The sequence below is a fragment of the Actinomadura sp. 3N407 genome, from assembly GCF_052245875.1.
In the GTDB taxonomy this organism is placed as follows: Bacteria; Actinomycetota; Actinomycetes; order Streptosporangiales; family Streptosporangiaceae; genus Spirillospora.
In genome coordinates, this window is sequence record NZ_JBQQBP010000003.1 from 532,082 (window position 1) to 554,049 (window position 21,968).

At 70.3% G+C, this 21,968-nt stretch carries 24 protein-coding genes; 7 read left to right on the forward strand and 17 right to left on the reverse strand.

What is annotated here, in order from left to right; genetic code table 11:
* Positions 1-93: 93 nt before the first annotated feature.
* From ACTWPP_RS10215 to ACTWPP_RS10235, 5 genes are all read right to left on the reverse strand, one after another.
* Entirely contained in the window at positions 94-948 is an 855-nt protein-coding gene (locus ACTWPP_RS10215; RefSeq protein WP_443103910.1) for an STM4011 family radical SAM protein, read from the reverse strand.
* A complete protein-coding gene (locus tag ACTWPP_RS10220; protein ID WP_443103911.1) occupies positions 948-2,231 on the reverse strand; it encodes an STM4012 family radical SAM protein in 1,284 nt (427 codons plus the stop codon). The genes ACTWPP_RS10215 and ACTWPP_RS10220 overlap by 1 nt, the downstream gene beginning before the upstream one ends.
* Complete coding sequence (locus ACTWPP_RS10225) at positions 2,228-3,019, reverse strand: STM4013/SEN3800 family hydrolase (protein WP_443104008.1); 792 nt, start codon at positions 3,017-3,019, stop codon at positions 2,228-2,230. Before ACTWPP_RS10225 ends, ACTWPP_RS10220 begins: the two co-directional genes overlap by 4 nt.
* On the reverse strand, positions 3,016-4,095 hold the full coding sequence (locus ACTWPP_RS10230) for an STM4014 family protein (RefSeq protein WP_443103912.1): 1,080 nt from the start codon (positions 4,093-4,095) through the stop codon (positions 3,016-3,018). The genes ACTWPP_RS10225 and ACTWPP_RS10230 overlap by 4 nt, the downstream gene beginning before the upstream one ends.
* 150 nt (positions 4,096-4,245) lie before the next feature.
* Complete coding sequence (locus tag ACTWPP_RS10235; protein ID WP_443103913.1) at positions 4,246-5,175, reverse strand: STM4015 family protein; 930 nt, start codon at positions 5,173-5,175, stop codon at positions 4,246-4,248.
* Positions 5,176-5,504: 329 nt separating this feature from the next.
* Here ACTWPP_RS10235 and ACTWPP_RS10240 point away from each other — a divergent pair, with 329 nt between their 5' ends.
* The 4 genes from ACTWPP_RS10240 to ACTWPP_RS10255 all read left to right on the forward strand — a co-directional run bounded on the left by ACTWPP_RS10240 (position 5,505) and on the right by ACTWPP_RS10255 (position 8,270).
* Positions 5,505-6,083: a hypothetical protein gene (locus ACTWPP_RS10240; RefSeq protein ID WP_443103914.1), complete on the forward strand. Its 579-nt coding sequence runs from the start codon at positions 5,505-5,507 to the stop codon at positions 6,081-6,083.
* 33 nt (positions 6,084-6,116) lie between these two features.
* Positions 6,117-6,698 (forward strand): TetR/AcrR family transcriptional regulator, encoded by a 582-nt coding sequence (locus tag ACTWPP_RS10245; protein ID WP_443103915.1) that lies wholly within the window; start codon positions 6,117-6,119, stop codon positions 6,696-6,698.
* Positions 6,699-6,791: 93 nt separating this feature from the next.
* Positions 6,792-7,541: an SDR family NAD(P)-dependent oxidoreductase gene (locus tag ACTWPP_RS10250; protein WP_443103916.1), complete on the forward strand. Its 750-nt coding sequence runs from the start codon at positions 6,792-6,794 to the stop codon at positions 7,539-7,541.
* A gap of 39 nt (positions 7,542-7,580) precedes the next feature.
* Positions 7,581-8,270, forward strand: a complete 690-nt coding sequence (locus ACTWPP_RS10255; RefSeq protein ID WP_443103917.1) for a class I SAM-dependent methyltransferase — start codon at positions 7,581-7,583, stop codon at positions 8,268-8,270.
* Here the strand turns inward: ACTWPP_RS10255 and ACTWPP_RS10260 are convergent.
* The 5 genes from ACTWPP_RS10260 to ACTWPP_RS10280 form a co-directional block, all read right to left on the reverse strand.
* On the reverse strand, positions 8,267-8,872 hold the full coding sequence (locus ACTWPP_RS10260; RefSeq protein WP_443103918.1) for a response regulator transcription factor: 606 nt from the start codon (positions 8,870-8,872) through the stop codon (positions 8,267-8,269). The genes ACTWPP_RS10255 and ACTWPP_RS10260 overlap by 4 nt on opposite strands.
* A complete protein-coding gene (locus tag ACTWPP_RS10265; protein WP_443103919.1) occupies positions 8,869-10,011 on the reverse strand; it encodes a sensor histidine kinase in 1,143 nt (380 codons plus the stop codon). Before ACTWPP_RS10265 ends, ACTWPP_RS10260 begins: the two co-directional genes overlap by 4 nt.
* A 40-nt stretch (positions 10,012-10,051) precedes the next feature.
* Positions 10,052-10,711, reverse strand: coding sequence for an ATP-binding cassette domain-containing protein (locus tag ACTWPP_RS10270; protein WP_443103920.1), 660 nt, complete (start codon positions 10,709-10,711; stop codon positions 10,052-10,054).
* A gap of 91 nt (positions 10,712-10,802) precedes the next feature.
* Positions 10,803-12,071 carry an alpha-amylase family glycosyl hydrolase gene (locus tag ACTWPP_RS10275; RefSeq protein WP_443103921.1) on the reverse strand — a complete coding sequence of 423 codons (1,269 nt, stop codon included), beginning with the start codon at positions 12,069-12,071 and terminating at the stop codon, positions 10,803-10,805.
* A 35-nt stretch (positions 12,072-12,106) separates the two neighbouring features.
* Positions 12,107-13,270 carry a lactate 2-monooxygenase gene (locus ACTWPP_RS10280; protein WP_443103922.1) on the reverse strand — a complete coding sequence of 388 codons (1,164 nt, stop codon included), beginning with the start codon at positions 13,268-13,270 and terminating at the stop codon, positions 12,107-12,109.
* Positions 13,271-13,472: 202 nt separating this feature from the next.
* Between ACTWPP_RS10280 and ACTWPP_RS10285 the strand changes: the two genes are divergently transcribed.
* Positions 13,473-15,956 carry a DNA gyrase/topoisomerase IV subunit A gene (locus ACTWPP_RS10285; RefSeq protein ID WP_443103923.1) on the forward strand — a complete coding sequence of 828 codons (2,484 nt, stop codon included), beginning with the start codon at positions 13,473-13,475 and terminating at the stop codon, positions 15,954-15,956.
* 144 nt (positions 15,957-16,100) lie between these two features.
* On the forward strand, positions 16,101-16,673 hold the full coding sequence (locus ACTWPP_RS10290) for a G5 domain-containing protein (protein ID WP_443103924.1): 573 nt from the start codon (positions 16,101-16,103) through the stop codon (positions 16,671-16,673).
* 278 nt (positions 16,674-16,951) lie between these two features.
* Here the strand turns inward: ACTWPP_RS10290 and ACTWPP_RS10295 are convergent, their stop codons facing one another.
* From ACTWPP_RS10295 to ACTWPP_RS10320, 6 genes are all read right to left on the reverse strand, one after another.
* Positions 16,952-17,413, reverse strand: a complete 462-nt coding sequence (locus ACTWPP_RS10295) for a DUF6463 family protein (protein ID WP_443103925.1) — start codon at positions 17,411-17,413, stop codon at positions 16,952-16,954.
* Positions 17,410-17,562: a hypothetical protein gene (locus tag ACTWPP_RS10300; RefSeq protein ID WP_443103926.1), complete on the reverse strand. Its 153-nt coding sequence runs from the start codon at positions 17,560-17,562 to the stop codon at positions 17,410-17,412. Before ACTWPP_RS10300 ends, ACTWPP_RS10295 begins: the two co-directional genes overlap by 4 nt.
* A gap of 5 nt (positions 17,563-17,567) precedes the next feature.
* Positions 17,568-18,119: a TetR/AcrR family transcriptional regulator gene (locus ACTWPP_RS10305; protein WP_443103927.1), complete on the reverse strand. Its 552-nt coding sequence runs from the start codon at positions 18,117-18,119 to the stop codon at positions 17,568-17,570.
* Positions 18,120-18,325: 206 nt separating this feature from the next.
* Positions 18,326-19,189, reverse strand: a complete 864-nt coding sequence (locus ACTWPP_RS10310) for an SDR family NAD(P)-dependent oxidoreductase (RefSeq protein ID WP_443103928.1) — start codon at positions 19,187-19,189, stop codon at positions 18,326-18,328.
* Positions 19,180-20,151, reverse strand: a complete 972-nt coding sequence (locus ACTWPP_RS10315; RefSeq protein ID WP_443103929.1) for an alpha/beta fold hydrolase — start codon at positions 20,149-20,151, stop codon at positions 19,180-19,182. Before ACTWPP_RS10315 ends, ACTWPP_RS10310 begins: the two co-directional genes overlap by 10 nt.
* Before the next feature lie 94 nt (positions 20,152-20,245).
* The gene (locus ACTWPP_RS10320; protein ID WP_443103930.1) at positions 20,246-20,608 is read right to left on the reverse strand and encodes a nuclear transport factor 2 family protein; all 363 of its coding nucleotides are present in this window, start codon (positions 20,606-20,608) and stop codon (positions 20,246-20,248) included.
* Between the two features lie 53 nt (positions 20,609-20,661).
* Between ACTWPP_RS10320 and ACTWPP_RS10325 the strand changes: the two genes are divergently transcribed.
* A complete protein-coding gene (locus ACTWPP_RS10325) occupies positions 20,662-21,228 on the forward strand; it encodes a thioredoxin family protein (RefSeq protein ID WP_443103931.1) in 567 nt (188 codons plus the stop codon).
* Positions 21,229-21,305: 77 nt separating this feature from the next.
* Here the strand turns inward: ACTWPP_RS10325 and ACTWPP_RS10330 are convergent, their stop codons facing one another.
* A complete protein-coding gene (locus ACTWPP_RS10330; RefSeq protein ID WP_443103932.1) occupies positions 21,306-21,965 on the reverse strand; it encodes a response regulator in 660 nt (219 codons plus the stop codon).
* Positions 21,966-21,968 lie beyond the last annotated feature (3 nt).

Genomic DNA, 21,968 nt, shown 5'->3' on the forward strand with positions numbered 1-21,968 from the left:
GACGGTCGTGCACGGCATCCGGACTCAATGCCGTTTCCGGTTCGCGCCGGAGCCACCGGCGATTTCCCTCTCCGTTCGCCCGGGGCCGCCGGATCACGCACGGCCGAGCAGGGCCGGAATGCGTTCGAGGACGCCTCCCGCGAACGTGCCGTAGAGGCCCAGTGGCTCAAGGTGGACATAGCCGATGTGGCAGTCGCATGTGTCGAGGGGGCAAGGGCGCGGCGCGAGGGCGTCCCTGAACGAGCCGTCGTAGAGGTTGCCCAGTACCGCCGGGACGAAATGGCAGCGGCGCACCGTGCCGTCTCCGTCGACGGACACGGCGGTCTCGCCCGTGCGGCACGCGAGGCCGCGGCTGGGGTGCGGGTGCCGGCTGACGGGGAACAGGGGGTCGATGGCGGTCCAGGAGGCGGCCTCGGCGTCGTCGTACACGCGTCCTTCGGCGGCGTTGACCCACAGGTACGTCCCGGCGGGCAGGGCGGCGCGGAGGCGGCGGGCCGCGTCGAGGTGTTCGGGCTGCCCGACGATCCCGACGCTGAACCGCACCCCGCGTGCCGCCAGGTCGCGGCATTTGCCGAGGAACCGCTCGTAGGGCACCTGCCCGGGGTGGTAGGTAGCCCACAGCGCCAGGCGGGAGAGGTCGGCGCCGGACGTCCACGACACGCGGTGGCTCAGGTTGGTCTGGATGGCGACGCGGTCGACGTGGGGGAGGTGGCTCAGGTCGGTGAGGGCGCGCCTGTACCAAGACCGGACGAGCCCCTCACCCCACGGCGTGAACAGGACGGAGACACGGTCGTCCTGGCGGGAGACCCATTCTGTGAAGCGTTCCAGCGCGGCCCGGTCGGCGCGGAGTTGTTCCGGCGTGTCGCGGCGCTTCGCGAACGGGCAGTACGGGCAGTCGTAGTCGCAACTGGCGAGCGGCCCCCGGTAGAGGATCGTCAGGTGCTCCATCACCGCGCCTCATAGGAGGCCATCAGCGTCTGGACGCGAGGGGAGAACAGCGCGGGGCCGATGGCGTCGGAGTAGGCGAGCCCTTCCGGAGTCAGCCGCAGGGCGCTGTCGGACGTCTCCAGCCATCCACGGTCGTGGAACGGCTTGAGGTCGGCGGGGAGGTCGTCGAGCGGGTCGGTGCCGAAGCGCGCGCGGTAGTCGTTCCGGTCGAGCCCGGACGCTTGCAGGAGCGATTGGACGAGATGCCGTCGGCGGCGTTCGTCGTCGTCCATCGTGAAGCCCACACGCGCGGTCGTGAAGCCGTCCTCACGCACATAGTCGTCGATGATGGATCGCACCTGGCTCACCCCGACGGCGTACTCGAACGAGTAGTGCAGGCGGGACGTGTAGGAGCGGGCTCCGCAGCCCAGGCCGACCATGCCGTCGGTCTGGCAGCAGTACTCGGTGCCGTTGGCCGTGTCGCCGGGTAGGCGGAACATCCGCATCGACACTTGCTCGTAGCCCTCGGACAGGAGATGGTCCCGGCCGATCCCGTAGAGGGTGAGGCGCTGGTCGTCCCAGTCTTGGGCGCGGCGTCCGAGGCCGGTCAGCGGACGGACGTAGAGGGGATACAGGTAGATCTCCTCCGGGCACCACGCGAGAGCGGCGTTCAGGGAGTGCATCCATGTCGCGGGTGTCTGGCCGTCGATGCCGTAGATGAGGTCGATGTTGAGGGTCGGGAAGCCCACGGCACGGATGCGGTCCAGCGCCGCCTCGACTTCGACGCGTTTCTGGGGTCGGGCGGCCGCGCGTGCCTCTTCGTCCAGGAAGCTCTGCACGCCGATGGAGATCCTGGTCGTTCCGTGTTCGGCGAGGACGGTCAGACGGTCGGTGGTGGCCGTCGCCGGTGAGGTCTCCACGCCCAGCGTTGTCGCGCCGAAGCCCGGGAACCGTCCGGCGATGCCGCAGAGCCGTTCCAGTTCGGGTGCGGTGAGATAGGTCGGGGTGCCGCCGCCGAATGCCGAAGTGGCGAACGAGGCGTCGCCGCCGAGCGCGTCCAGGACGGCCGTGGCCTGCCGGTCGAGCGCGTCCAGGTAGGCGCCGGTCAGCTCTTCGGGGGCGCCAGTGCGGGTGAACAGGTTGCAGAAGCCGCACCGCGTCTCGCAGAACGGCACGTGGAGGTAGAGGAAGAGCGTGTCGACCGCCTCCCCCGCCCACACGTCGCGCAACTGTGGTGCCGGGTCCAGCGGCCGGTAGGCGGTCTTGTGCGGGTAGGCGTACACGTACCCCTGGTAGGGCGTCATGACAGAACGAACTCCCCATACGGAACGGTCCACACGACCTCGTGGCCGATGCGGTGCCCGGTGTGGCCGTCCTCCCCATACGCCGTGCCGTGGTCGGAGCAGACGATGACGAAGCAGGGACGGCGCATCAGGTCGAACAGCCGGCCGATGTGGGTGTCGACGTACCGGAGTGCGGCGGCGTGGCTGTCGCGCGTGTCCCCGTGCGAGGGCGCCGCACCGTCCAGGTAGAACCAGTTGGGCTGGTGCAGGGACGCAACGTTCAAAAGCAGGAACAGGCGCCGCCCGGCAGGCAGCCGCGCCATGATCTCGGCGACGAGGTCGATCTGGTTGGGCAGCGACTCCGGGTCGGTCACTCCGAACTCGCGCTCCCAGTGGCTCTCGGCGAACAGCGACGGAAGCGCGGATCCGAGCGGCGTCAGCTTGTTGAAGAACCCGACACCCCCCACGCAGACCGTGTGGTATCCGGCGGCGGCGAGCCCGGACGGCAGGTCGGCTGCGTCGAACGTCCACGTCCCGCCGGCGGTCGTCTCGCTGCCGGGGAACGTCCCGGCGAAGGGCCGTGGATGCGGCCCGGGGGACGCCGGCGTCGGCAGGAACCCCGCCAGCATCGCGGCGTGCGCGGCGTAGGTGAAGCTGCCCGGCGTGTGGCGGCGTTCCCACCGGCCCTCTGGAAGCAGCCCGGCAAGGTTGGGCGTCTCCCCCGCCGCGGCCAGTTCGGCGGCCACGTCGTAGCGGAGCGTGTCGAGCGTCACCAGCAGCAGATCATGGCTGCCGATGACCTCGTTCATGTCGCGCACGCACCGCTCCCCGCGAGGGCCGCTCCGACCTGGGCGGTGTAGGTGTCGACGCCTTCGGCGGGGCCGCCGGGCAGGCCGGTGAGGCCGGGCAGCAGGTCACCGAACGCGTTCACCTCGGCGACCGCGAACCGCTTCAGCCCCATGCAGACGAGCAGGTCGACACCGACCATCGGACTGCCCGGGAAACAGGCGGCGGCCCGCGCGCACACGTCGAGCGCCCGTTCCCAGCCGTCCTCGCCGAGCGCGCGTTGCACCGCGCCCAGGTCTCCCCTGGCACCGCCCAGATGCAAGTTCGTCATGGGATGGCGGCTCGTCCGGACGACCGCGTGCGTGGGTTCGCCGCCGATGACGACGACGCGCAGGTCGAACGCCCGACCGCCGGCCGTGGCCTTCGGCAGCCACCGTTCCACGTGCAGGCCGTCCGGCGCGAGCGCGTCGATGAGCGCCGCGACCTCGTCCTCGGTCTCGTACGCGCGGACGCGCAGCGAGTTGAACAGGCCGTCCGGCGTCGTCGCCGCCGACGTGACGGCCCTCACCCGGCGGGCGGCGGTCTGCAGCGCGACGACTCCCGAAGCGGACGAGCCGTGCGCCGGCTTGACGAAGACCCTCCGCTCCCCCGCCTCGTCCATCCGCGAACGAAGCGCCGCATAACCATCGACACCCGGCAGAGCGGGCGGGACGGGGACGCCCGCCGCCAGCATCCGGGCATGCGAGAGCCGCTTGTCGAACATGATCCCGATCTCCTCGACATCGCCGAGGAGGCGCGCCCCGGAGGCCGAAGCCGCCGCCGCCAAGCGTCGCAGCGCCGCCGTGAACGCCCGGTGCCAGCGGGCGCCGCCGCCCACGCGGGCCGGGTCGCCGGGGCCGCGCAGCAGCATGTCGGCTTCGGGGTCCTCGCCCGGCGAGTCGATCCGGAGCAGTTCCCCTGACCCGAGAGCGATCTCGGCACCGCGCAGCACGTCCGTCCAGGCGATGAGCCGGGGCTCGGGCAGCCCGGACGACCGGCAGGCCGCCGCGAACAGCCCGGGCCGCCGGTCACCGGGTGTCCCGACCACGGCGAACGTCATTCCGGCACCACCGGGTTCAACGGGCCGTCTTCCGGCTCGCCCCGTTTCCCGCGCGGCTCGCGAAGATCATTCGGCCACCGCGACGCAGCGCCGGCCGTCGTCACGGACGTCCTCTTCGCTCGGGTCGACGGCGGCGCCGCGGTCTCGGTGTCACTCCGTCACCGCCGCGTAGAACCAGTCGTCGTCCGGCGCTTCCTGCTCGTCCAGGTCGACCTCGACCCCGGGAAGCGATGCCTTCACCCGCCCGATCATCGCGTCGGACAGGAAATGGTGGTGCAGGTCGAGCCTGCGCAGGTGGGTGAGCGGCTGACCGGACAGCAGCGCCTCCGCGCCCCGGTCGGTGAGGGTGCCCATGGCCAGGCTCAGCGACTCCAGCCGGGCCACGACCGGTGCGCCCGCGACCGCCGCCGCGATCTCGTCCTGGATCTCGGAGTCCTCCAGGCCGAGATGACGCAGCGCGGGCAGCCGCTCCCCGGACAGGATCGGCGCGAGGTCGGCGACGGTCGCGTCGCCGCCGTAGTCCTCCACCCCGAGCCACAGGTCGAGGTGCTCCAGCTCCGGCAGCTCGCTCGCCGCCACCGCCCCGACGACCCCCGCCGGAAGCCCGCCCGACTCGAACCGCAGCACCTTCAGGCGCTCGCTCTTGATCGGTTCGAGCACGAGACCTCCCGCACCGCGGATCTCGAACCGCTCCAGGCCGGGGAACGCGGCGAACAGAGGCGAGATGTCGGAATGCTCGATCCAGGAGATCTCCGACTCCTCGCCGGTGATGTCGCCGAAGAACAGGGACCTGAGCTTCGGGAAGGACGCGGCCGCCTCCGTCAGAAGCGCCACCGGATCGGCGACGTTGTCCTCGTAGGAGGCGCCCCAGTAGCCGATGACCAGCGCCGTGATCTCAGTGGTGTCGACCGTCTGCAGGAACCGCGCGAAGACGTCGGTGAACGGCTCGGCCTCGAAGCACGTCCCGACGTACCAGGCGGCCTCCCCCGCCCGCGGGCGTTCGTCGTCCGGCCCGGTCTCCTCGTTGAACCTGAACACCGGCAGACCGGCGTACTCGTCAAGATGCTGATGAACGCCCATGGGTCCCCTTCGTGAGCCTGTAGGAACAGAGTCTTATCAGGATCGAAGGACAGAACAGGGGCGATTCGCGATCACCACGGGCGCCGCCGCACACCGGTCAGGCCGGGGGCGCCGGTCACCGAAGGTGTTGTCGCGGGCACCGGTGCCGACATGCGCTGACCTGGTCAGGGAGCCTTGTAACGGCCAGGTGACGGACGCATGGCAAAGCATCGACGGAGGTATCTCAGACGGGTGAAACCAGACGAGCCGGACCTCTAGAGTGAATCGAACTCGGGGCCTTCTTGCGGGAGGGCCCTTTGCCCTGCCTGCACGATCAGAGGTCCCCGAACATGAACGACCACGAGGTGCACGAGGAGTGCCTGCGGCTCCTCCAGGACGGGATGCCCGTCCCCGCTCCCGCCGCCTTCGAGCAGGGACGCGACTTCCTCCCGCTGGGGCTCGACATGGACGGCGACGTCGCCGTTGTAACGTTCCTACACCAGTGGGACGAAACCGCCTCGGCGTTCATCGAGGGCTGGACGTTCCACCGCCGCGACGGCGAGTGGAGGGAGCTGGGCGGCGCGGGCGGCTCGGCCCCCGACGAGCCCCTCGCCCGGCGCTCGTCCGGCGAGATGGGGCGTCACCTGCTGAAGTACGGGTCGGGCCGGACGGTCCGCAACTCCAACCGGCTGCTGCCGTGGGGCGCCAAGTGGGTGAACGAGGCGCGGCTGCGGGCGTCGGCGGAGGTCACCCGGATCCGGGTCGGCAAGCGGCTCCTGGACGTCCCCGCGCACGGGCACGTCGCCGTGGTGTGGGGCGCACGGCGGGGACCGGTCATCGAGGCGCTCGCCGCGGACGGTTCGGTGCTGGACGCCCTGGACCTCGACCGCCCGGCCGTCCCGGCACGGCCACAGCGAGCCGATATTTGACCGTTCGTTCTGGAACGGTCTATCGTCCCACATATGGCACGGACGAAGGAGTTCGACCCGGACACCGCGCTGCAGCGTGCGCTGGAGCTGTTCTGGGAGCGGGGGTACGAGGCGACCTCCATGGCCGATCTGGTGGCGCGTCTCGGGGTCGCCCGCGCCAGCATCTACGCGACGTTCGGCGGCAAGCACGAGCTGTACATGAAGGCCCTCGAACGCTATCTCCAGACCACCGACCCGAAGATCGCCGAGGCGCTGTCGCAACCCGGGCCCGTCCTGCCGGCGGTGCGGGCGCTGATCGGGTGCTATGCCGCGGAAGCGGCGCATGACCGGCCGCGACGCGGCTGCATGGTGGTCAACACCGCGGTCGAGCTCGCCCCCGGGGACGCCGAGGCCGCACGCCTGGTGGAGGCGAGCTGGGGGTTCCTGGAGGCGTCCCTCACCTCCGCGCTGACACGGGCCCGAGCACAGGGCGAGCTGACCCCGGACAAGGACCCGCGGGCACTGGCGCGCCTCCTGCTCGTCCTCTTCCAGGGCATGCGGGTCCTGGGCCGCGGCCCCGCCGACGACAACCGGCTCCAGGACGCCGCGCGCCAGGTCCTGGCCCTCTTCGACTGACCGTTCTCGCCCCGCCCGCCCGGCGGGGCTCTTTACGGTCAAAATTCAAGAACGATCGATCTAGATAGACAGAGAACTAAGGGGAGACGCACCATGATGTTCGACGGCAGGATCGCCCTCATCACCGGCGGTGCGGGCGGCATCGGCCGCGCCACCGCGCACGCCCTCGCGCGCGAAGGCGCCACGGTCGTCCTCGCCGGACGAGACCTCACCGCGCTGGCCGACGCCGTCAAGGAGATCGGCTCCGGCAGAGCCGACCACGTCGCCGCCGACGTCACCGACGCCTCGTCCGCCGCCCAGATGGTCGAGACGGTGGTGGCGCGCCACGGCGGCCTCCACGTCGCCGTCAACAACGCCGGGGTGCTCGGCGCGGTCGGGCCCGTCGCCGACATCGACGCCGGCGCCTGGGACGAGGTCCTCGCGGTCAACCTGACCGGCGTGTTCCTGTCGATGAAGCACGAGATCGCCCACATGCGCGGCCACGGCGGCGGGACGATCGTCAACGTCTCGTCCAACATCGGCACGCACGGCCGCCGTCCCGCCCTGGCGGCGTACGCGGCGTCCAAGGCCGGGGTCGGCGTCCTGACGCGCACCGCCGCCCTCGACCACATCGCCGACGGCGTCCGCATCAACGCCGTCAGCCCGGGGGCCAGCGACACGCCGATGTCGCTCCTGCCCGGCGAGAGCAGGGAGGACCGCGCGGAACGGATGCGCACCGCGGCCCCGTCCGGGCGTGTGGCGGAGACGTCCGAGGTCGCCGCGGGCATCCTCTGGCTGGCCTCGGACGCCGCGTCCCACGTGGCGGGCCACGACCTGGTCATCGACTGCGCCGCCACCGCCTGACGACGCTTTTCGGGTCGATCCACCGGGCAGACTCAGTCCATGGCCCTCACGCCCGACTACGACTCCGACCCTGAGCGCTTCCGCCTCGCCAGCAGGGTCACCCGGAAGTACCTGATCGGGGCGCGGAGCCTGCACGACCACGTCGCCTCGAAGCTGCTGACCGCGGGGGCGTCCCGCGTCCTGGACATCGGCTGCGGGGAGGGCGCCCTCAGCGACGCCCTCCCCCACCCGCCGCCGTTCCGGCTGGTGGGGCTGGACGCGTCCGCCATCCTCCTGCGCGCCCATCCGGGGCCGCGCGTGCAGGCCGACGCGACGCGGCTGCCGTTCCGGGACGGGACGTTCGACGCCGCCGTGGCCGTCAACATGCTCTACCACCTGGACGATCCCCGGCCCGCGCTCCGCGAGGCCCGCCGCGTCCTGGCCCCCGGCGGCCTGCTGCTCGCCTCGGCGATCTGCCGGAACGACAGCCCGGAACTGGCGCCCGTCTGGCGTCCCGAGCCCACCACGTTCGACGCCGAGGAGGCCCCCGACCGCGTCTGCGAGGTCTTCGGTGAGGTCGAGGTGGAACGCTGGGACGCGCCGCTGATCACGCTCCCCGACCGCGACGCCGTCCGCGACTACCTGATCGCCCGCCACATGCCCCGCGCCCGGGCCGCCGAGGCCGCCGGCCACCTCCGCACACCCCTGCCCGTCACGAAACGCGGCAGCCTCGTCCTGGCCCGCCGCTAGAACCACCCGCGGTCGCGGGCGGCCCGGGCGGCGGCGTGGCGGTTGTCGGCGCCGAGCTTGGTGACGGCGGACGACAGGTAGTTGCGGACGGTCCCCTCCGACAGGCCCAGGCCGCGGGCGATGCGTGACACGGGCGCGCCGTCGGCGGCGGCGCGCAGCGTGTCGAGTTCGCGTGGGGTGAGGGGGCACTCCTCGGCGGCGAGGGCGTCGGCGGCCAGTTGCGGGTCGATGTACCGGGCGCCGGCGGCGACCTGCCGGATGACCTGGGCGAGCCGCGCGCCGGGCGCGTCCTTGCCGAGGAAGCCGCGGACGCCGGCGGCCATCGCGCGGCGCAGGTTGCCGGGACGGCCGTGCGCGGTCACGATCACGATGCGGCAGCCGGGCAGGTCGCGGGAGAGCCGTTCGGCGGCGGCGAGGCCGTCCAGCCCGGGCATGTCGATGTCGAGGACGGCCACGTCCGGTTCGAGCGCGAGGGCGCGGTCGACGGCCTCGTCGCCGCGGCCGACGTCGGCGGCGACCTCGATGCCGTCCTCGGTCTCCAGCAGCAGGACGAGCGCCTCCCTGATCAGCAGGTGGTCGTCGGCCAGCAGCACGCGGATCATGCCTCTCCCTCCGCCGGGACGGGCGTCGCGGGGACGGCGGCCGTCACCCGGAACGTCCCGTCACCGGCCGGGCCGGCCGCGAACACGCCGCCGGCCGCGGTGATCCGCTCGGCGAGGCCCGCGAGGCCGCTGCCGGCGTCCCCGGCGGTGCGGCGCCCGGCGCCGTCGTTGACGATCTCCACATGGACGTGGCCGGCGTCCGCCCGGACGCTGATCTCGCACCAGGTGGCGCTGGAGTGGCGCAGCACGTTGGTGGCGGCCTCGCGGGCGACCCAGCCGAGCGGCTCGTGGACGTGGGCGGGCAGCGCCGGCGAGACCTCGGGGCGCTCGCAGCGGAGCCCGGCGGCGCGCAGCACGGCCGACATGCCGTCCAGTTCGGTGCGCAGGGACGTGGCCCGATAGCCGCGCACGACCTCGCGCACGTCCCGGACCGCGTCCCGCGCCATCGTCTGGATCTCGGTCAGCTCCTTGCGGACCCGCCCGTCGTCGCGTTCCAGGAACCGTTCGGCGACCTCGGCGCGCAGCGCGACCGCCTGGAGGCTGTGGCCGAGGACGTCGTGCAGGTCGCGGGCGAAGCGGAGCCGCTCCTCCCCCACCGCGGACCGGGCCAGCTCGGCGCGGGCCTCCCGGAGTTCCTGGACGACGTGGAACAGCCACACCGTGACGTATCCGGAGAAGGCGGCGAGCGGTATGGCCGTCACCTCGTACAGGACGGTCAGCGCGGGCAGCCCCAGGATCACGCCGTAGACGGGGGTCAGGGCGGTCGCCGCCGCCGTCGCCGCGACCGCCTCGCGTACGGGCAGGACGACGGCGATCAGCCCGGCCGGGACGAGGAGCGCGTTGCCCCAGCCCTGGCCGGTGCCGAGCAGTGGCGGCATCGCCCAGCAGATCAGCACGATCGCGGCGAGCCCGAACCGGTGCCCGGGTGCGGTGCGGCGCATCAGGTTCTGCCACAGCAGCCGGCCGTACAGGGCGAACGCGGCGGCGACGCCGGTGAGGGCGAGGATCAGCAGCCCGGCGTCCTGCCGGTTGAACACCTCGTACCAGAGTGCGGGCAGCAGGAGCCCGGACAGCGTCATCATCGTCATTCCCACGAGGATCGCGGCGATGACGGTGGGGCGCGGGATGCTGGGCTGCACGCGCTCAGCGTATGCGGCCGTCAAGGGGGGCGCGCGGCGGTCAGGCGGCGCGGAGGCGGGCGGCGCCGCCGCCGGTGCCGTCGCCTTGAACCTGCAGGCGTCCCTCGTCCAGGACCCCGACGCGGTCGGCCCGGCACGCCTCCCGCGGGTCGCGGGTCGTGAGCACGACGCTGACCCCGTGCGCCGCCGGCATCGGCAGGACGGACCACACCTCGCGGGCGGCCGCCTCGTCGAGCCCGGCGGTGGGCTCGTCGAGGAAGAGCACGTCCGACCGTCCGACGAGGGCGAGCGCCAGGTCGAGCATGCGCCGCCGTCCCGCCGTCAGCCGCTCGAACGGAACGTCGGCGAGGTCCGTGAGGCGGGCGAGCCGCAGCGCGTCGTCGCGGGAGAGCGGGTCGAGGGTCCAGCGCCGCCACGTGTCGACGATCTCGGCGACGGTCAGGCCCGGGAACAGGCCGCCGTCGCGCCAGACGGCCCCGGCCCGCGTCGTCTCCCGGTCGGTGTAGGGGTCGGCGCCGCGGAGACGGACCGACCCGCCGGTCGGGCGCCGCAGGCCCGCGAGGATCTCCAGCAGGGTCGTCTTGCCCGACCCGTAGCGGCCGAGCAGCGCGTAGACCTCCCCTTCGGCCACGGTGAACGAGACGTTCCGCACGGCCTCGTTCAGATACAGGTCGCGTACCTCGATCACGGGTGCCCTCATGACGTCCATGCTCGCCGCGCCCGGCGCGGACGTGCAGTCACAGGCATCAGGAAACGATCGTGAGGATCACAGGGGCGACCCATGACGAATGTCATGCTTCGGCGATCGCCCACCCGGCCGGGGGAACGGTGACGCCTTCGGCGGAGAAGGCCGCCTCACCGGCCACGCACGTCCAGTCGGCGTCGGGCAGGTCCACTTTGGCGGGCTCGTCGTCCAGGTTCAGGACGACCGCGAGCCGCTCTGTGCCGTGCCCCACCGTGTAGGAGAGTGCCGTATTGGTCAGAGTGTCCACTGTGGTTTGGGCGTGGACAAGCCATGGATGGCGTCGTCTAAGGCCGATGAGCTCTTGATGAAGTCTGTGATGGTGCTCGCCATGGCCGGGCGTCTCGCCGGGGCGATCCGGGAAGGCCGGCCGTATGGCGTCGTCGCCGCCCTCCCGTTCCTCCTTGACGCCTCGGAAGCCGAACTCGTCCCCGGCGTAGACGGACGGGATGCCGCCGATGGTCAGCAGGACGACGAGGGCATGGGCCGTCTGCCGCCCGTCGTCCAGGCGGCTCGCTATGCGGGTCACGTCATGGTTGCCCAGGAACGTCTGCGGCGTGAACGTTTCGAGCATCTCGTCGTGCCGGCCGAGGGCATGGGCCAGTTCGAAGAAGTTGTGATCGTTCAGGGAGCTCCAGATCGCCTTCCAGAGCTCGTACTGGGTGACCGAGTCGAATCCGGTCTGTTCCACCACGTCCGGGTAGTCGCCGTGGATGACCTCACCGACGAACCAGGCATTGGGGAAGCGCGCGCGGACGCGGTCCAGGACCGTCCTCCAGAACTCCGGTGGGACGGCGTAGGCGGCATCGAGACGCCAGCCGTCGATGCCGCGCTCCAGCCAGTGGGTCATGACCTCGGAGACGTAGTCGGCGACCTCGGGTTCGGCGTGGTTCAGCGTGACGAGACGGTCGTGGCCTTCGAACGTGTGCAGCTCACGATGGAACCACTTCCTGTACGGGGACTTCTCGCCCTTGGCGGCGACATCGGCGAACGGCGGGAAGCTTCGTCCGACATGGTTGAAGACACCGTCGAACAGGACACGGACTCCCTTCTGCGACGCCTCTTCGATGAGCCGCTGCAGGTCGTCCTCGCCACCGAGCCTGGGATCGACGCGGTAGTGATCGACGGTGTCGTAGCCATGGGTTTCGGACGCGAACACCGGCCCGAGCGCGAGCCCGTTGCAGCCGAGCCCGACGAGATGGTCGAGCCACCCGTTGAGCCGCCCCAGACGAGGCTCCGGGGACGCCCCGTCCGGGACCGCCCCGACGAAACCGAGGGGATAGACATGCCACCAGATGGCGTGATCGGACCAGCGCATGCGCCTTCACCTACCCGGAATGCGCGCGGCTACGGTCACGTGCGCACAAGCGTCTCCGGATGCAGCTCCCCCGGCCGGGTGATCCCCGCGAGGACCATGGTCAGTTCCAGCTCCGCCTGGAGGCAGCGCAGGACATGCTGGACGCCCGCCTGGCCGCCCAGCGCCAGCCCATACGCGTACGGGCGCGCCACCAGCACCGCCTTGGCGCCGAGCGCGAGGGCCTTGGCGATGTCCGACCCCGTGCGGATCCCGCTGTCGAAGAGCACGGTCGCCTGGTCGCGGACGGCGTCGACCACGCCGGGCAGCGCGTCCAACGAGGCGACGGCCCCGTCCACCTGGCGTCCGCCATGGTTGGACACGATGACGCCGTCCATGCCGGCGTCAACGGCCTGACGAGCGTCGTCGGGGTGCTGGATGCCCTTGAGCGCGATGGGCCCGTCCCAGTGCTCCCGCAGGAAGATAAGGTCGTCCCAGGTCAGGCGGGGGTTACCGAAGTTCGCGACCCAGTGCAGGATCGCCATGTCACGGTTGGCGTCGGTGACGGGCCCGCCGACCGCCTTCTGGAAGACCGGGTCGCTGAAATAGTTGGCGACCCCGATACCGCGCAGGAACGGCAGATACGCCTGGTCGAGGTCGCGTGGACGCCACGCCAGCGTGAACGTGTCCAAAGTGACGACGAGAGCCGTGTACCCCGCCGCCTTGGCCCGCCGCAGGAAGCTGACGGCCAGATCGCGGTCCTTCGGCCAGTACAGCTGGTACCAGCGGGGCCCGTCGCCGTTCGCCTCCGCCACGTCCTCGATGTTGTACGAGGACGCCGTGCTCAGCACCATCGGGAGCCCCTCGGCCGCCGCCGCCCGCGCGACGGCCAGCTCGCCTTCCGGATGGAAGATCGACTGGACGCCGATGGGCGCGAGCAGGATCGGGGACGGCATCGCGGTACCCAGAACGTCCACCGAAAGGTCGCGGTCGGCCACGTCCCTGAGCATCCTCGGCACGATCCGCCACCGCTCGAACGCCTCCCGGTTCGCCCGCGCGGTCGACTCGCTGCCCGCCGACCCCGCCACATACCCGAACGCCTGCGCCGACAGCGACCGCTCGGCGAGCCCTTCCAGCTTCGTCAGGTCCGTGGGAAGCGCAGGGAGAACATCGCCGAGCCCCTGCAGATAGATCGAGTTCTGGTGGTCGGCCAGCGCACTCAAGGGAACCTCCGCCTGCGGGGATCGATACCACCGTCCGCCGGCCCCCCACCCGCCACCATCCAAATGACGAACTTCGTTCGGCCGGCGTTGCTCACTCTGCCAGGTCCGCCGAGGTGACGGAACGACATCGATCCGCCATGTCGGGCGCCACACCGGGTGGGGCGGGCACAAGTTGTCCCCGGGACCGGCCACAATGTGGAGCATGGCACGACGCGGATCCCCAGCCCCTCCACCGCCGGACTTCGAAGAGAACATCGTCGACGTCGATGTCTCCGAGGAGATGCGCGGCAGTTTCCTTGAGTACGCCTACTCGGTCATCTACCAGCGGGCGCTTCCCGACGCGCGCGACGGGCTGAAGCCCGTCCAGCGCCGGATCCTGTACTCGATGAACGATATGGGGCTCCGCCCCGACCGCGGGCACGTCAAATGCGCCCGCGTCGTCGGCGAGGTCATGGGCAAGCTGCACCCGCACGGCGACAGCGCCATCTACGACGCGATGGTGCGGATGGCGCAGTCGTGGGCGATGCGGATGCCGCTCGTCGACGGGCACGGCAACTTCGGCTCGCTCGGCGGCGACGACCTGCCCGCCGCCATGCGGTACACCGAGGCACGGCTGTCCCGCGAGGCGATGCTCATGGTCGCCTCCATCGACGAGGACACCGTCGACTTCCGCCCCAACTACGACGGGCAGGAGACCGAGCCGGAGGTCCTGCCCGCCGCGTTCCCGAACCTGCTGGTCAACGGCGCGTCCGGGATCGCGGTCGGGATGGCCACGAACATGGCGCCGCACAACCTCGGCGAGGTCATCGCCGCGGCCCGGCACCTGATCGACCACCCCGACGCGTCCCTCGACGACCTGATGCGCTTCGTCCCCGGGCCCGACCTGCCCACCGGCGGCAAGATCGTCGGCCTGGACGGCATCCGGGACGCCTACGAACGGGGCCGGGGCACGTTCCGCACCCGCGCCACCACGTCCATCGAGAACGTCACCGCCCGCCGCAAGGGCATCATCGTCAGCGAACTCCCCTACGCCGTCGGCCCCGAGCGCGTCAAAGCCAAGATCAAGGAACTGGTCAACGCCAAGAAGATCCAGGGGATCTCCGACCTGAAGGACCTCACCGACCGCAACGTCGGCCTCCGCCTGGTCATCGAGATCAAGAACGGCTTCAACCCCGAGGCCGTCCTGGCCGACCTCTACCGGCTCACCCCGATGGAGGAGACGTTCGGCATCAACAACGTCGCCCTCGTCGACGGCCAGCCCCGCACCCTCGGCCTCCGCGACATGCTGCAGGTCTACGTCGACCACCGCATCGACGTCGTCCGCCGCCGCTCGATGTTCCGCCGCAAGAAGCGCGAGGACCGCCTGCACCTCGTGGACGGCCTCCTCGTCGCCCTCCTCAACATCGACGAGGTCATTCAGGTCATCCGGCAGAGCGACGACGCCGCCCAGGCCAAGCAGCGCCTGATGCAGATCTTCGAGCTCTCCGAGATCCAGGCGCAGTACATCCTGGACACCCCCCTCCGCCGCCTCACCCGCTACGACCGGCTGGAGCTGGAGAAGGAGAAGGAGCAGCTCGCCAAGGAGATCGCCAAGCTGACCGCGATCCTCGAATCGGAGAAGAAGCTCCGCGGCGTCGTCTCCAAGGAACTCGGCGAGGTCGCCAAGGAGTTCACCACCCCGCGCCGGACGATCCTCCTCGAGTCCTCGGGCCACACCGCCACCACGGCCGTCCCCCTCGAAGTGGCGGACGACCCCTGCACGGTGCTGCTCTCGTCGACCGGCCTCATGGCCCGCACCCACGACGCGTCCCCGCTCCCGGACAGCGGCCCCCGCGCGAATCACGACGTGCTGACCTCGGTCGTCCCCGCCACGGCCCGGGGCCAGGTGGGCGCGGTGACGTCCCTGGGCCGGATGATCCGCATCGAGGTCATCGACCTGCCGACGCTGCCCCCCACGTCCACGCCCCCGTCCCTGGCGGGCGGCGCCCCGGTCGCCGAGTACGTCGACCTCGAACCGGACGAGACGATCGTGGCCATAGCCGCCGTCTCCGAGGAGGGCGGCGGCCTGGTCCTGGGCACGGCCCAGGGCGTGGTCAAACGGGTCGTCCCCGACTTCCCGGCCAACCGCGAAGAGTTCGAAGTCATCACCCTCAAGGACGACGACCGCGTCATCGGTGCCGTCCAGCTGCTCTCCGAAGACCAGCACGTCGTCTTCATCACCACCGACGCGCAGCTCCTGCACTTCGCCGCCTCCGTCGTCCGCCCCCAGGGCCGCGCCGCCGGCGGGATGGCGGGCATCAAACTCGCCCCGGACGCCCGCGCCCTGTGGTTCGGCGCCATCGACCCGACCCGCGAGGCCCGCGTGATCACGATCTCCGGGTCGTCCTCGGCCCTCCCCGGCACCCAGACCGGCGCGATCAAACTCGCCGACTTCGCCGATTTCCCGTCCAAGGGCCGCGCAACGGGCGGTGTCCGCGCCCACCGCTTCCTCAAGGGCGAGGACGTCCTCCTCCAAGCCTGGGCGGCCCCGACACCCCTGCGCGCCTCGGCCGCCAACGGCAAACCGGCCATGCTCAACGTCAGCATGGGCCGCCGGGACGGTTCCGGCGAAAAACTCGACAAGCCCATCGTCTCCATCAGCGGCCCCATAGGCGAGCCCCCGGAAGAGGACACAACCGAAGAATGATCAAAGGTCCCGGGCCGCACTCCGCGTCCCGGGACCAACTCACCACTCCCCGGCCAACCCCGGCCAATCGTCCTATCCCGTATTTCCCACGGTTGACCCGGCCAGATGACCGCCAGATGATTTGCCCCTACTTAGGGGGAAATCATGCGACACCTCGTCCTGGCCATTGCGGCGATAAGCACATTACTCACCCTCGGCGCTTGCGCTGAGCAGGCCGAACCGGCGGCTGCCAATGCAACGGCGAGCACGACACCTTCCACGGCGAGCGCACCTCCCACGACCAGCGCGGCACCCACGCCCACCCCGTCGGTCGAACAACGCACGGTCACGGAAACGCGCAAGATCCCGTACAAGACGTCAAGGGTGAACGACCCCACCCTTGCCCAGGGCACCACAAAGGTGAAGAAGCGCGGCGTCGCAGGCGTCAAGACCCTCACCTACGAGGTCACCTACACCGAGGGCGAGGAAACGGACCGGAAGCTGTCGCGTGAGGTGGTCACGAGGAAACCGGTCACCCGGATCATCGCGGTCGGCACCAAACAGGCCCGGCAGTGCGACCCGAACTACAGCGGCGCCTGCGTGCCCATCGCCAGCGACGTCGACTGCGCAGGCGGAAGCGGCAATGGCCCCGCCTACGTACAGGGCCCCGTCCGCGTGGTCGGCTCCGATATCTACGATCTGGACAGAGACGGCGACGGCACCGCCTGCGATAGCTGACCGTCGCTGAGGCCCCGGGTTCGGGCCGGCGACCGGCCGGGGCCTTGCTCGCGCCTGGCCGTCTTCGGCGTGGCACCCGCCACCAATGGCACCGCCTACGGCTCACCCATGCCACCGCGCAGCTGTACGAGCGAACCCGGCGCGAGGGTGAATTGTTGACTGCCGCCCGCCTGAATCTCCATCTTGCCGCTAAGAAGTGACCCGCTCGCTCCTTGGTCTCGGCCGCCGTGGACATGGTCGCATGACGCCTTCAAGGCGGCGGAAGCATGAAATTGCGGTCAGGCGAGAAACGACTCTGACGACTCGGCCACGGCTTTCGGACGGGCGGAAGCACGGCCGGTGGGCCGCGCGCCGGCGTCGTGGCGCGACCCGATCAGGGCCAGGACGCCGATGCCGATCAGGGACGGGCCGCCTCCGACGGGTTCCAGCACCGAGATCGGGATTCCGATCGCCAGCAGGATCCAGCCGGCCTCCACCGGAACCCTTCCCGTGACGAGCACGGCCCTCCTCACCAGCAGGCCCAGGCCAAGGAGTGCGACACCACCGACCATGAACCATTCGGCGGACATACGTGCCTTGTCGCCGGTGGCCGAGTTCCACACACCGTCGGACACCATGCCGCGCCAATGCGAACCATCGACGACCACGCCCAGCGTCAGGTGCGCGACGGCGACGAAGAGAATGAGGCGCGGGACCCACCGGCACACGGCGGGGACATCCCGAGGCGCAGAGTCCGTCATGACGTTTCCTCTTCTCCGGCTCCCGTAAGGGGCTGTGCGCCCACGAGGGCCGAGCCGACGGCGATGATGCGGTGGAACGGGGTGGGGCAGCGGTACTTCATCAGGGTCTCCATCTCGTACTGAGCGCGTCCCTCTGGAGCGGTGTCCATGGGTTTCACGATGCGGCCTTTCCCGCGTCCAATGGCCGGAACAGCAGTTCGTAGATGTCGCGGATCTCCTCGCCGGGCACTGGCGGCATCAGATGCGCGCCTCCGATCACGACCAGGTAGAGCAGCTTGGCCATCCGATCCGGTGCCGCGTAACCGGCCTGGCCGCACAGATCCCGCAGATATCGGATGCGGGTGGCGTCCACCCGCTCCTGCATGGCCGCCGCCTCCGGGTCCTGCTTCGCCCAGGCCCGGATCCCGATCTCCAACTGCGGATCGTCGTCGCTGGTGGCCTCCGCCGCGAGGCGGTCGAGCTTCCCCCGCGCCGACTGGTCCTCGCCGTTTTCCACCACGTCGATGATCGCCGTGGTGTGCCGCTCCTCATAGTGGGCCAGCAGCCGCGTCCGGAACTTCGGCATCGACCCGAAGTGATGGTAGAAGGCGCCTTTGGACATCCCCATCCGCTCGCACATCCGGTCCAGCGTCACCGCCGGTGCGCCCTGCTCGGCCAGCAGCGCCAGGCCCTCTTCGAGCCACGCTCCCGCGGCCGTGTCGCTCATCGCGCACCTCCATAACAAAACGTTTGGTATGGAGTCTAGCGGATCGACGCGGCGGCGATCGTCCAGGGCCCCCGGAGGCATGGCGCCAGTCCGGCGGACCTCACCTGACCGGCACCAGCAGCAGGGCGTCACGCGGCCGGGCCGCCTCCACCACGGCGCGGCGAGCCGGCTTCGTGCACGCCACGGGCGTCCGGCACCGCCGTCGTCTACTGGACGACGGCCTTGTTGAAGGTCGGTGGGGCTCCCAGGGTTTCGCGGTGGGAGTGGGGGCTGGTGCCGTCGATGTCCCGGACGCCCAGCTCCTCGCCCAGCTCGGCCCCGATGAGGACTTGGCCGCTTCGCTTCATCAGGTCCGGGTCGCGGGCGAGGGCGTCGATCAGACGGCCGGTGAACTCCGGGGACTCCGCGCCTGCGGCGAAGGACTTGTAGCGGTCGGGCGCGCCTTCGAACAGGGCCTTGGTTCGTTCGGTTTTCAGGAGGCCCATCCACAGGGAGATGACGGCTACGTTGTGGGGCCTGAAATCTACGGCCATGTCGTGGGCCAGCTTGTCCACGGCGGCCTTGCCCGCGCCGTAGGCGGGGCCGTGCATGTAGCAGCGGCCGCCGAACGACGAGGTGTTGACGACCAGGCCGGCGCTGTTCCTGATGAGGAGCGGGGCCGCGTAGTAGCTGGCCACGTATGCCGAGCGCATTCCCACGTCGAACATGCTCTGGAGTCCCAGCGACTTTTCCCAGAAAGGCCCCTTCCGGGCCAGGTCCGGGGGAATTGTGAACGCGTTGTTCACGAGGACGTCCAGCGCGCCATGCTCACGTTCGACCTGCTGGAACAGGGCCGCAACCTGTTCGTCCCGGGAGTGGTCGCATATCACCGGGATCCCGGTGCCACCGCGCTCGTTGATCTCCTCCGCCGTGTCGAGAACCGTGCCCGGGAGGTCGCTTTCACGGGAGGAGCGTGTGCGGCCGGTCACGTACACCGTCGTACCGGCCTCGCCCAGGGCCAGTGCTATGCCCTTTCCGGCGCCGCGGCTGGCACCGGTGACCACCGCCACCCGGTCTTCGGTCAGGCCCATCCGCTCTCCCCGAGAAACTCCAGCATCGCCGCCGTGGTCTCGCCGGGCTTCTCCATCTGCATCATGTGACCTGCGTTCTTGATCATCCGTACTGCGCGCACGTCAGCGTGGTGCTCCGCCAGTCGGCTCACCGGATCGGTGCCGTGCCAGCCCTCCAGGTCGGCGTCCTGCTCGCTCCCGAGGAAGAAGTACGGTACGGGGTTCTTCTTCCCTCCGTAGGACTTGCGGTACTCCCAGGAGAGGTCCATGGCCCTGTACCAGTTCAGGCCGCCTGTGAAGCCGCTGTGGCTGTAGCCGGCCACATAGAACTCCAGGTCCGTTGCGGTCAGCCACGTCCAAGGAAGAGGTGGTGTCTCTGGGAGGGCATCGATATAGGACGTGCCCGGGGGGCGGCGCCATACGTCGAGATAGTGGTAGTCGCTGGAGAGTGCGTAGAACACCTTGCGCAGGAACTCGCGTGGAGCTGCGGCAAGGTCGCGATCCGCGACGCCGGGCTCGTTGAAGTAGTGGATGTGGTTGAAGTGCTTCTCGGCCTGCCGGGCGGCGAGTGTCAGCGGAGATTCCCTGCTCGGTGTGAAGAACGGGTTCTCCAGAGCGATGATCGCCGCGACGCGTTCCGGGTGGTGGTGCGCGAGGTCGTACGCTGAGAAGAGGCCGAAGTCCAGGCCGCTGAAGACCGCCTTCTCCTCGCCGAGGTGGTCCAGCAGACCGGTGAGATCGGCCACGATCCGGTCTACGTTGTACTCCCGGTGATCCGCCGGGCCGGTGGTCTGGCCCATGCCGCGCATGTCGGGTGCCACGACGCGGAAGCCGGCGTCGGCGATCGGGCCGATCTGGTGGCGCCAGCTGAACCAGATGTGCGGGAATCCGTGGAGGAGGACGACGAGCGGCCCTTCTCCCTCCTCCACATAGTGAACGTCGAGACCATTGATCTTCGCGTACCGATGACTCCAGTTGGCCACGCCGCGGTCCCTTCGGTTCGGGAAGCCGACCATCCGCCTCGACTGTGCAGGACGTCGCGCGGCGCCGGCACCATGTCGTCTCGGTGAGCGGGAACTACGTTTCGATGTCGTCCGGGCCCCAGTGGGCCTCCATGCGGACGATCTCGCCGCCGGGGCCGAAGGTCATGACGTCGATGGCGCGGATGCGCATGCCGGGGACGTCGACGGTGAAGGCCATGGCGGCCCGGTCGCCGTGGGAGCCGCGGATGGGGGCGTCGAGGGCGAGCTTGGCTCCGCCGGCGATGGCGTTGGTGTAGAACTCCTCGATCGCGGCGCGGCCGGTGATCGGGGGGTTGCCGACCGGGTCCTCGATGACGGCGTCGTCGGCGTAGAGCGCGACCACGGCCTGCGCGTCGCCGGCGTTGAAGGCGTCGATGTAGGTCTGCAGCGCCTGCTTCATGTGATCCTGGGTCGGCATGGACGAAGCCTAGCAAGCGATCGCTTGGTCTAGTGATGCGTGATGATGGACCCATGGCGATCGCATCGTTCATGGTTCCGCTCGGTTCACCGGTTCCCGCGTTCAGGCTTCCGTCCGTCGAGGGCGAGACCGTGTCGGACGGGGACTTCGCAGAGGCGTCCGCATTGCTGGTGGTGTTCTTGTCCAATCACTGCCCGTACGTACGGCGCATCGAGCACGGTATCGGCGCCCTCACCGAGGAGTATGCGGGTAAGGGGCTCGCGACCGTCGCCGTGTGCAGCAATGACGTCACCAACTATCCCGACGATGGTGCCGGCCATCTGCGGGAGCAGGCCAAGCGGGCGGGGTTCGGGTTCCCGTATCTCGTCGACGAGTCTCAGGAGACGGCTCGGGCCTTCAAGGCCGCCTGCACCCCGGACTTCTTCCTGTACGACCGGGAACGCAAGCTCGCGTACCGGGGAGAGTTCGACGGGGCCCGTCCCGGCAACGACGTGCCGTCCGACGGAACCTCACTGAGGGCGGCGCTGGACCTGGTGCTCGCGGGCGGCGGCGTCCCCGAACCCCACGCTCCGAGCCTCGGCTGCGGGATCAAATGGAGGCCCGGAAATGAGCCGGTGTAATTACAGCACCTGTAATCACACCGCTTGAACAACACCGGCCGAGTTACGCCAGAGTGGTTCGCCCACGCTGACGGCGCTCAGCCGGCCAGGCCGTGCCTGAACGCGTAGGTGACGGCCTGGGCCCGGTCGCGGAGGTTCGCCTTGGCGAACAGGTTGTTGATGTGCGTCTTGACGGTCGCCTCGGAGATGAACAGGTCACCGGCGATCTCGGTGTTGGAGCGTCCCTGCGCGATCAGCGCGAGCACCTCGGCCTCGCGGCGCGTGAGGCCGTCGGGCAGGGCGCCGGGGACGGGACGGCGAGGACGCTCGTCCGCCGCGACCGCCTCGACCAGGCGTCGCTGGACGCCGGGGTCGAGCTGAGCCGCTCCCCCGCGGACGGCGTCGACGGCGCGGGCGATCTCGTCGGCGCCGGCGTCCTTGGTGAGGTAGCCGCGGGCCCCGGCGCGCAGCGCGGCGAAGATCGACTCGTCGTCGGCGTAGGTGGTGAGGACGACGACCTCGACGTCCGGGTGGGCCTGCTTGATCCGGCGCGTCGCCTCCACGCCGTCCACGCGCGGCATCCGCAGATCCATCAGGACGACGTCGGGGCTCAGTTCGGCGACCATCGCCACGGCCTGCTCGCCGTCCCCGCACGATCCGGCCACATCGAGGCCGGGCAGCAGTTCGAGCAGGAGCACCAGGCCTTCACGCACCACGGTCTGGTCATCGACGACCAGGATCCTCGTCTTCTCGCTCACGGC

Excerpts from the sequence above, each read along its gene's own strand:
- ACTWPP_RS10215 (WP_443103910.1), bottom strand. The coding sequence starts at position 948 with ATGGAGCACCTGACGATCCTCTACCGGGGGCCGCTCGCCAGTTGCGAC.
- ACTWPP_RS10240 (WP_443103914.1), top strand. The coding sequence starts at position 5,505 with ATGAACGACCACGAGGTGCACGAGGAGTGCCTGCGGCTCCTCCAGGAC.
- ACTWPP_RS10245 (WP_443103915.1), top strand. The coding sequence starts at position 6,117 with ATGGCACGGACGAAGGAGTTCGACCCGGACACCGCGCTGCAGCGTGCG.
- ACTWPP_RS10320 (WP_443103930.1), bottom strand. The coding sequence starts at position 20,608 with ATGCCGACCCAGGATCACATGAAGCAGGCGCTGCAGACCTACATCGAC.
- ACTWPP_RS10225 (WP_443104008.1), bottom strand. The coding sequence starts at position 3,019 with ATGAACGAGGTCATCGGCAGCCATGATCTGCTGCTGGTGACGCTCGAC.
- ACTWPP_RS10270 (WP_443103920.1), bottom strand. The coding sequence starts at position 10,711 with ATGAGGGCACCCGTGATCGAGGTACGCGACCTGTATCTGAACGAGGCC.
- ACTWPP_RS10285 (WP_443103923.1), top strand. The coding sequence starts at position 13,473 with ATGGCACGACGCGGATCCCCAGCCCCTCCACCGCCGGACTTCGAAGAG.
- ACTWPP_RS10250 (WP_443103916.1), top strand. The coding sequence starts at position 6,792 with ATGATGTTCGACGGCAGGATCGCCCTCATCACCGGCGGTGCGGGCGGC.
- ACTWPP_RS10235 (WP_443103913.1), bottom strand. The coding sequence starts at position 5,175 with ATGGGCGTTCATCAGCATCTTGACGAGTACGCCGGTCTGCCGGTGTTC.
- ACTWPP_RS10260 (WP_443103918.1), bottom strand. The coding sequence starts at position 8,872 with ATGATCCGCGTGCTGCTGGCCGACGACCACCTGCTGATCAGGGAGGCG.
- ACTWPP_RS10310 (WP_443103928.1), bottom strand. The coding sequence starts at position 19,189 with ATGGGCCTGACCGAAGACCGGGTGGCGGTGGTCACCGGTGCCAGCCGC.
- ACTWPP_RS10220 (WP_443103911.1), bottom strand. The coding sequence starts at position 2,231 with ATGACGCCCTACCAGGGGTACGTGTACGCCTACCCGCACAAGACCGCC.
- ACTWPP_RS10300 (WP_443103926.1), bottom strand. The coding sequence starts at position 17,562 with ATGGACACCGCTCCAGAGGGACGCGCTCAGTACGAGATGGAGACCCTG.
- ACTWPP_RS10305 (WP_443103927.1), bottom strand. The coding sequence starts at position 18,119 with ATGAGCGACACGGCCGCGGGAGCGTGGCTCGAAGAGGGCCTGGCGCTG.
- ACTWPP_RS10275 (WP_443103921.1), bottom strand. The coding sequence starts at position 12,071 with ATGCGCTGGTCCGATCACGCCATCTGGTGGCATGTCTATCCCCTCGGT.
- ACTWPP_RS10255 (WP_443103917.1), top strand. The coding sequence starts at position 7,581 with ATGGCCCTCACGCCCGACTACGACTCCGACCCTGAGCGCTTCCGCCTC.
- ACTWPP_RS10325 (WP_443103931.1), top strand. The coding sequence starts at position 20,662 with ATGGCGATCGCATCGTTCATGGTTCCGCTCGGTTCACCGGTTCCCGCG.
- ACTWPP_RS10295 (WP_443103925.1), bottom strand. The coding sequence starts at position 17,413 with ATGACGGACTCTGCGCCTCGGGATGTCCCCGCCGTGTGCCGGTGGGTC.
- ACTWPP_RS10230 (WP_443103912.1), bottom strand. The coding sequence starts at position 4,095 with ATGACGTTCGCCGTGGTCGGGACACCCGGTGACCGGCGGCCCGGGCTG.
- ACTWPP_RS10290 (WP_443103924.1), top strand. The coding sequence starts at position 16,101 with ATGCGACACCTCGTCCTGGCCATTGCGGCGATAAGCACATTACTCACC.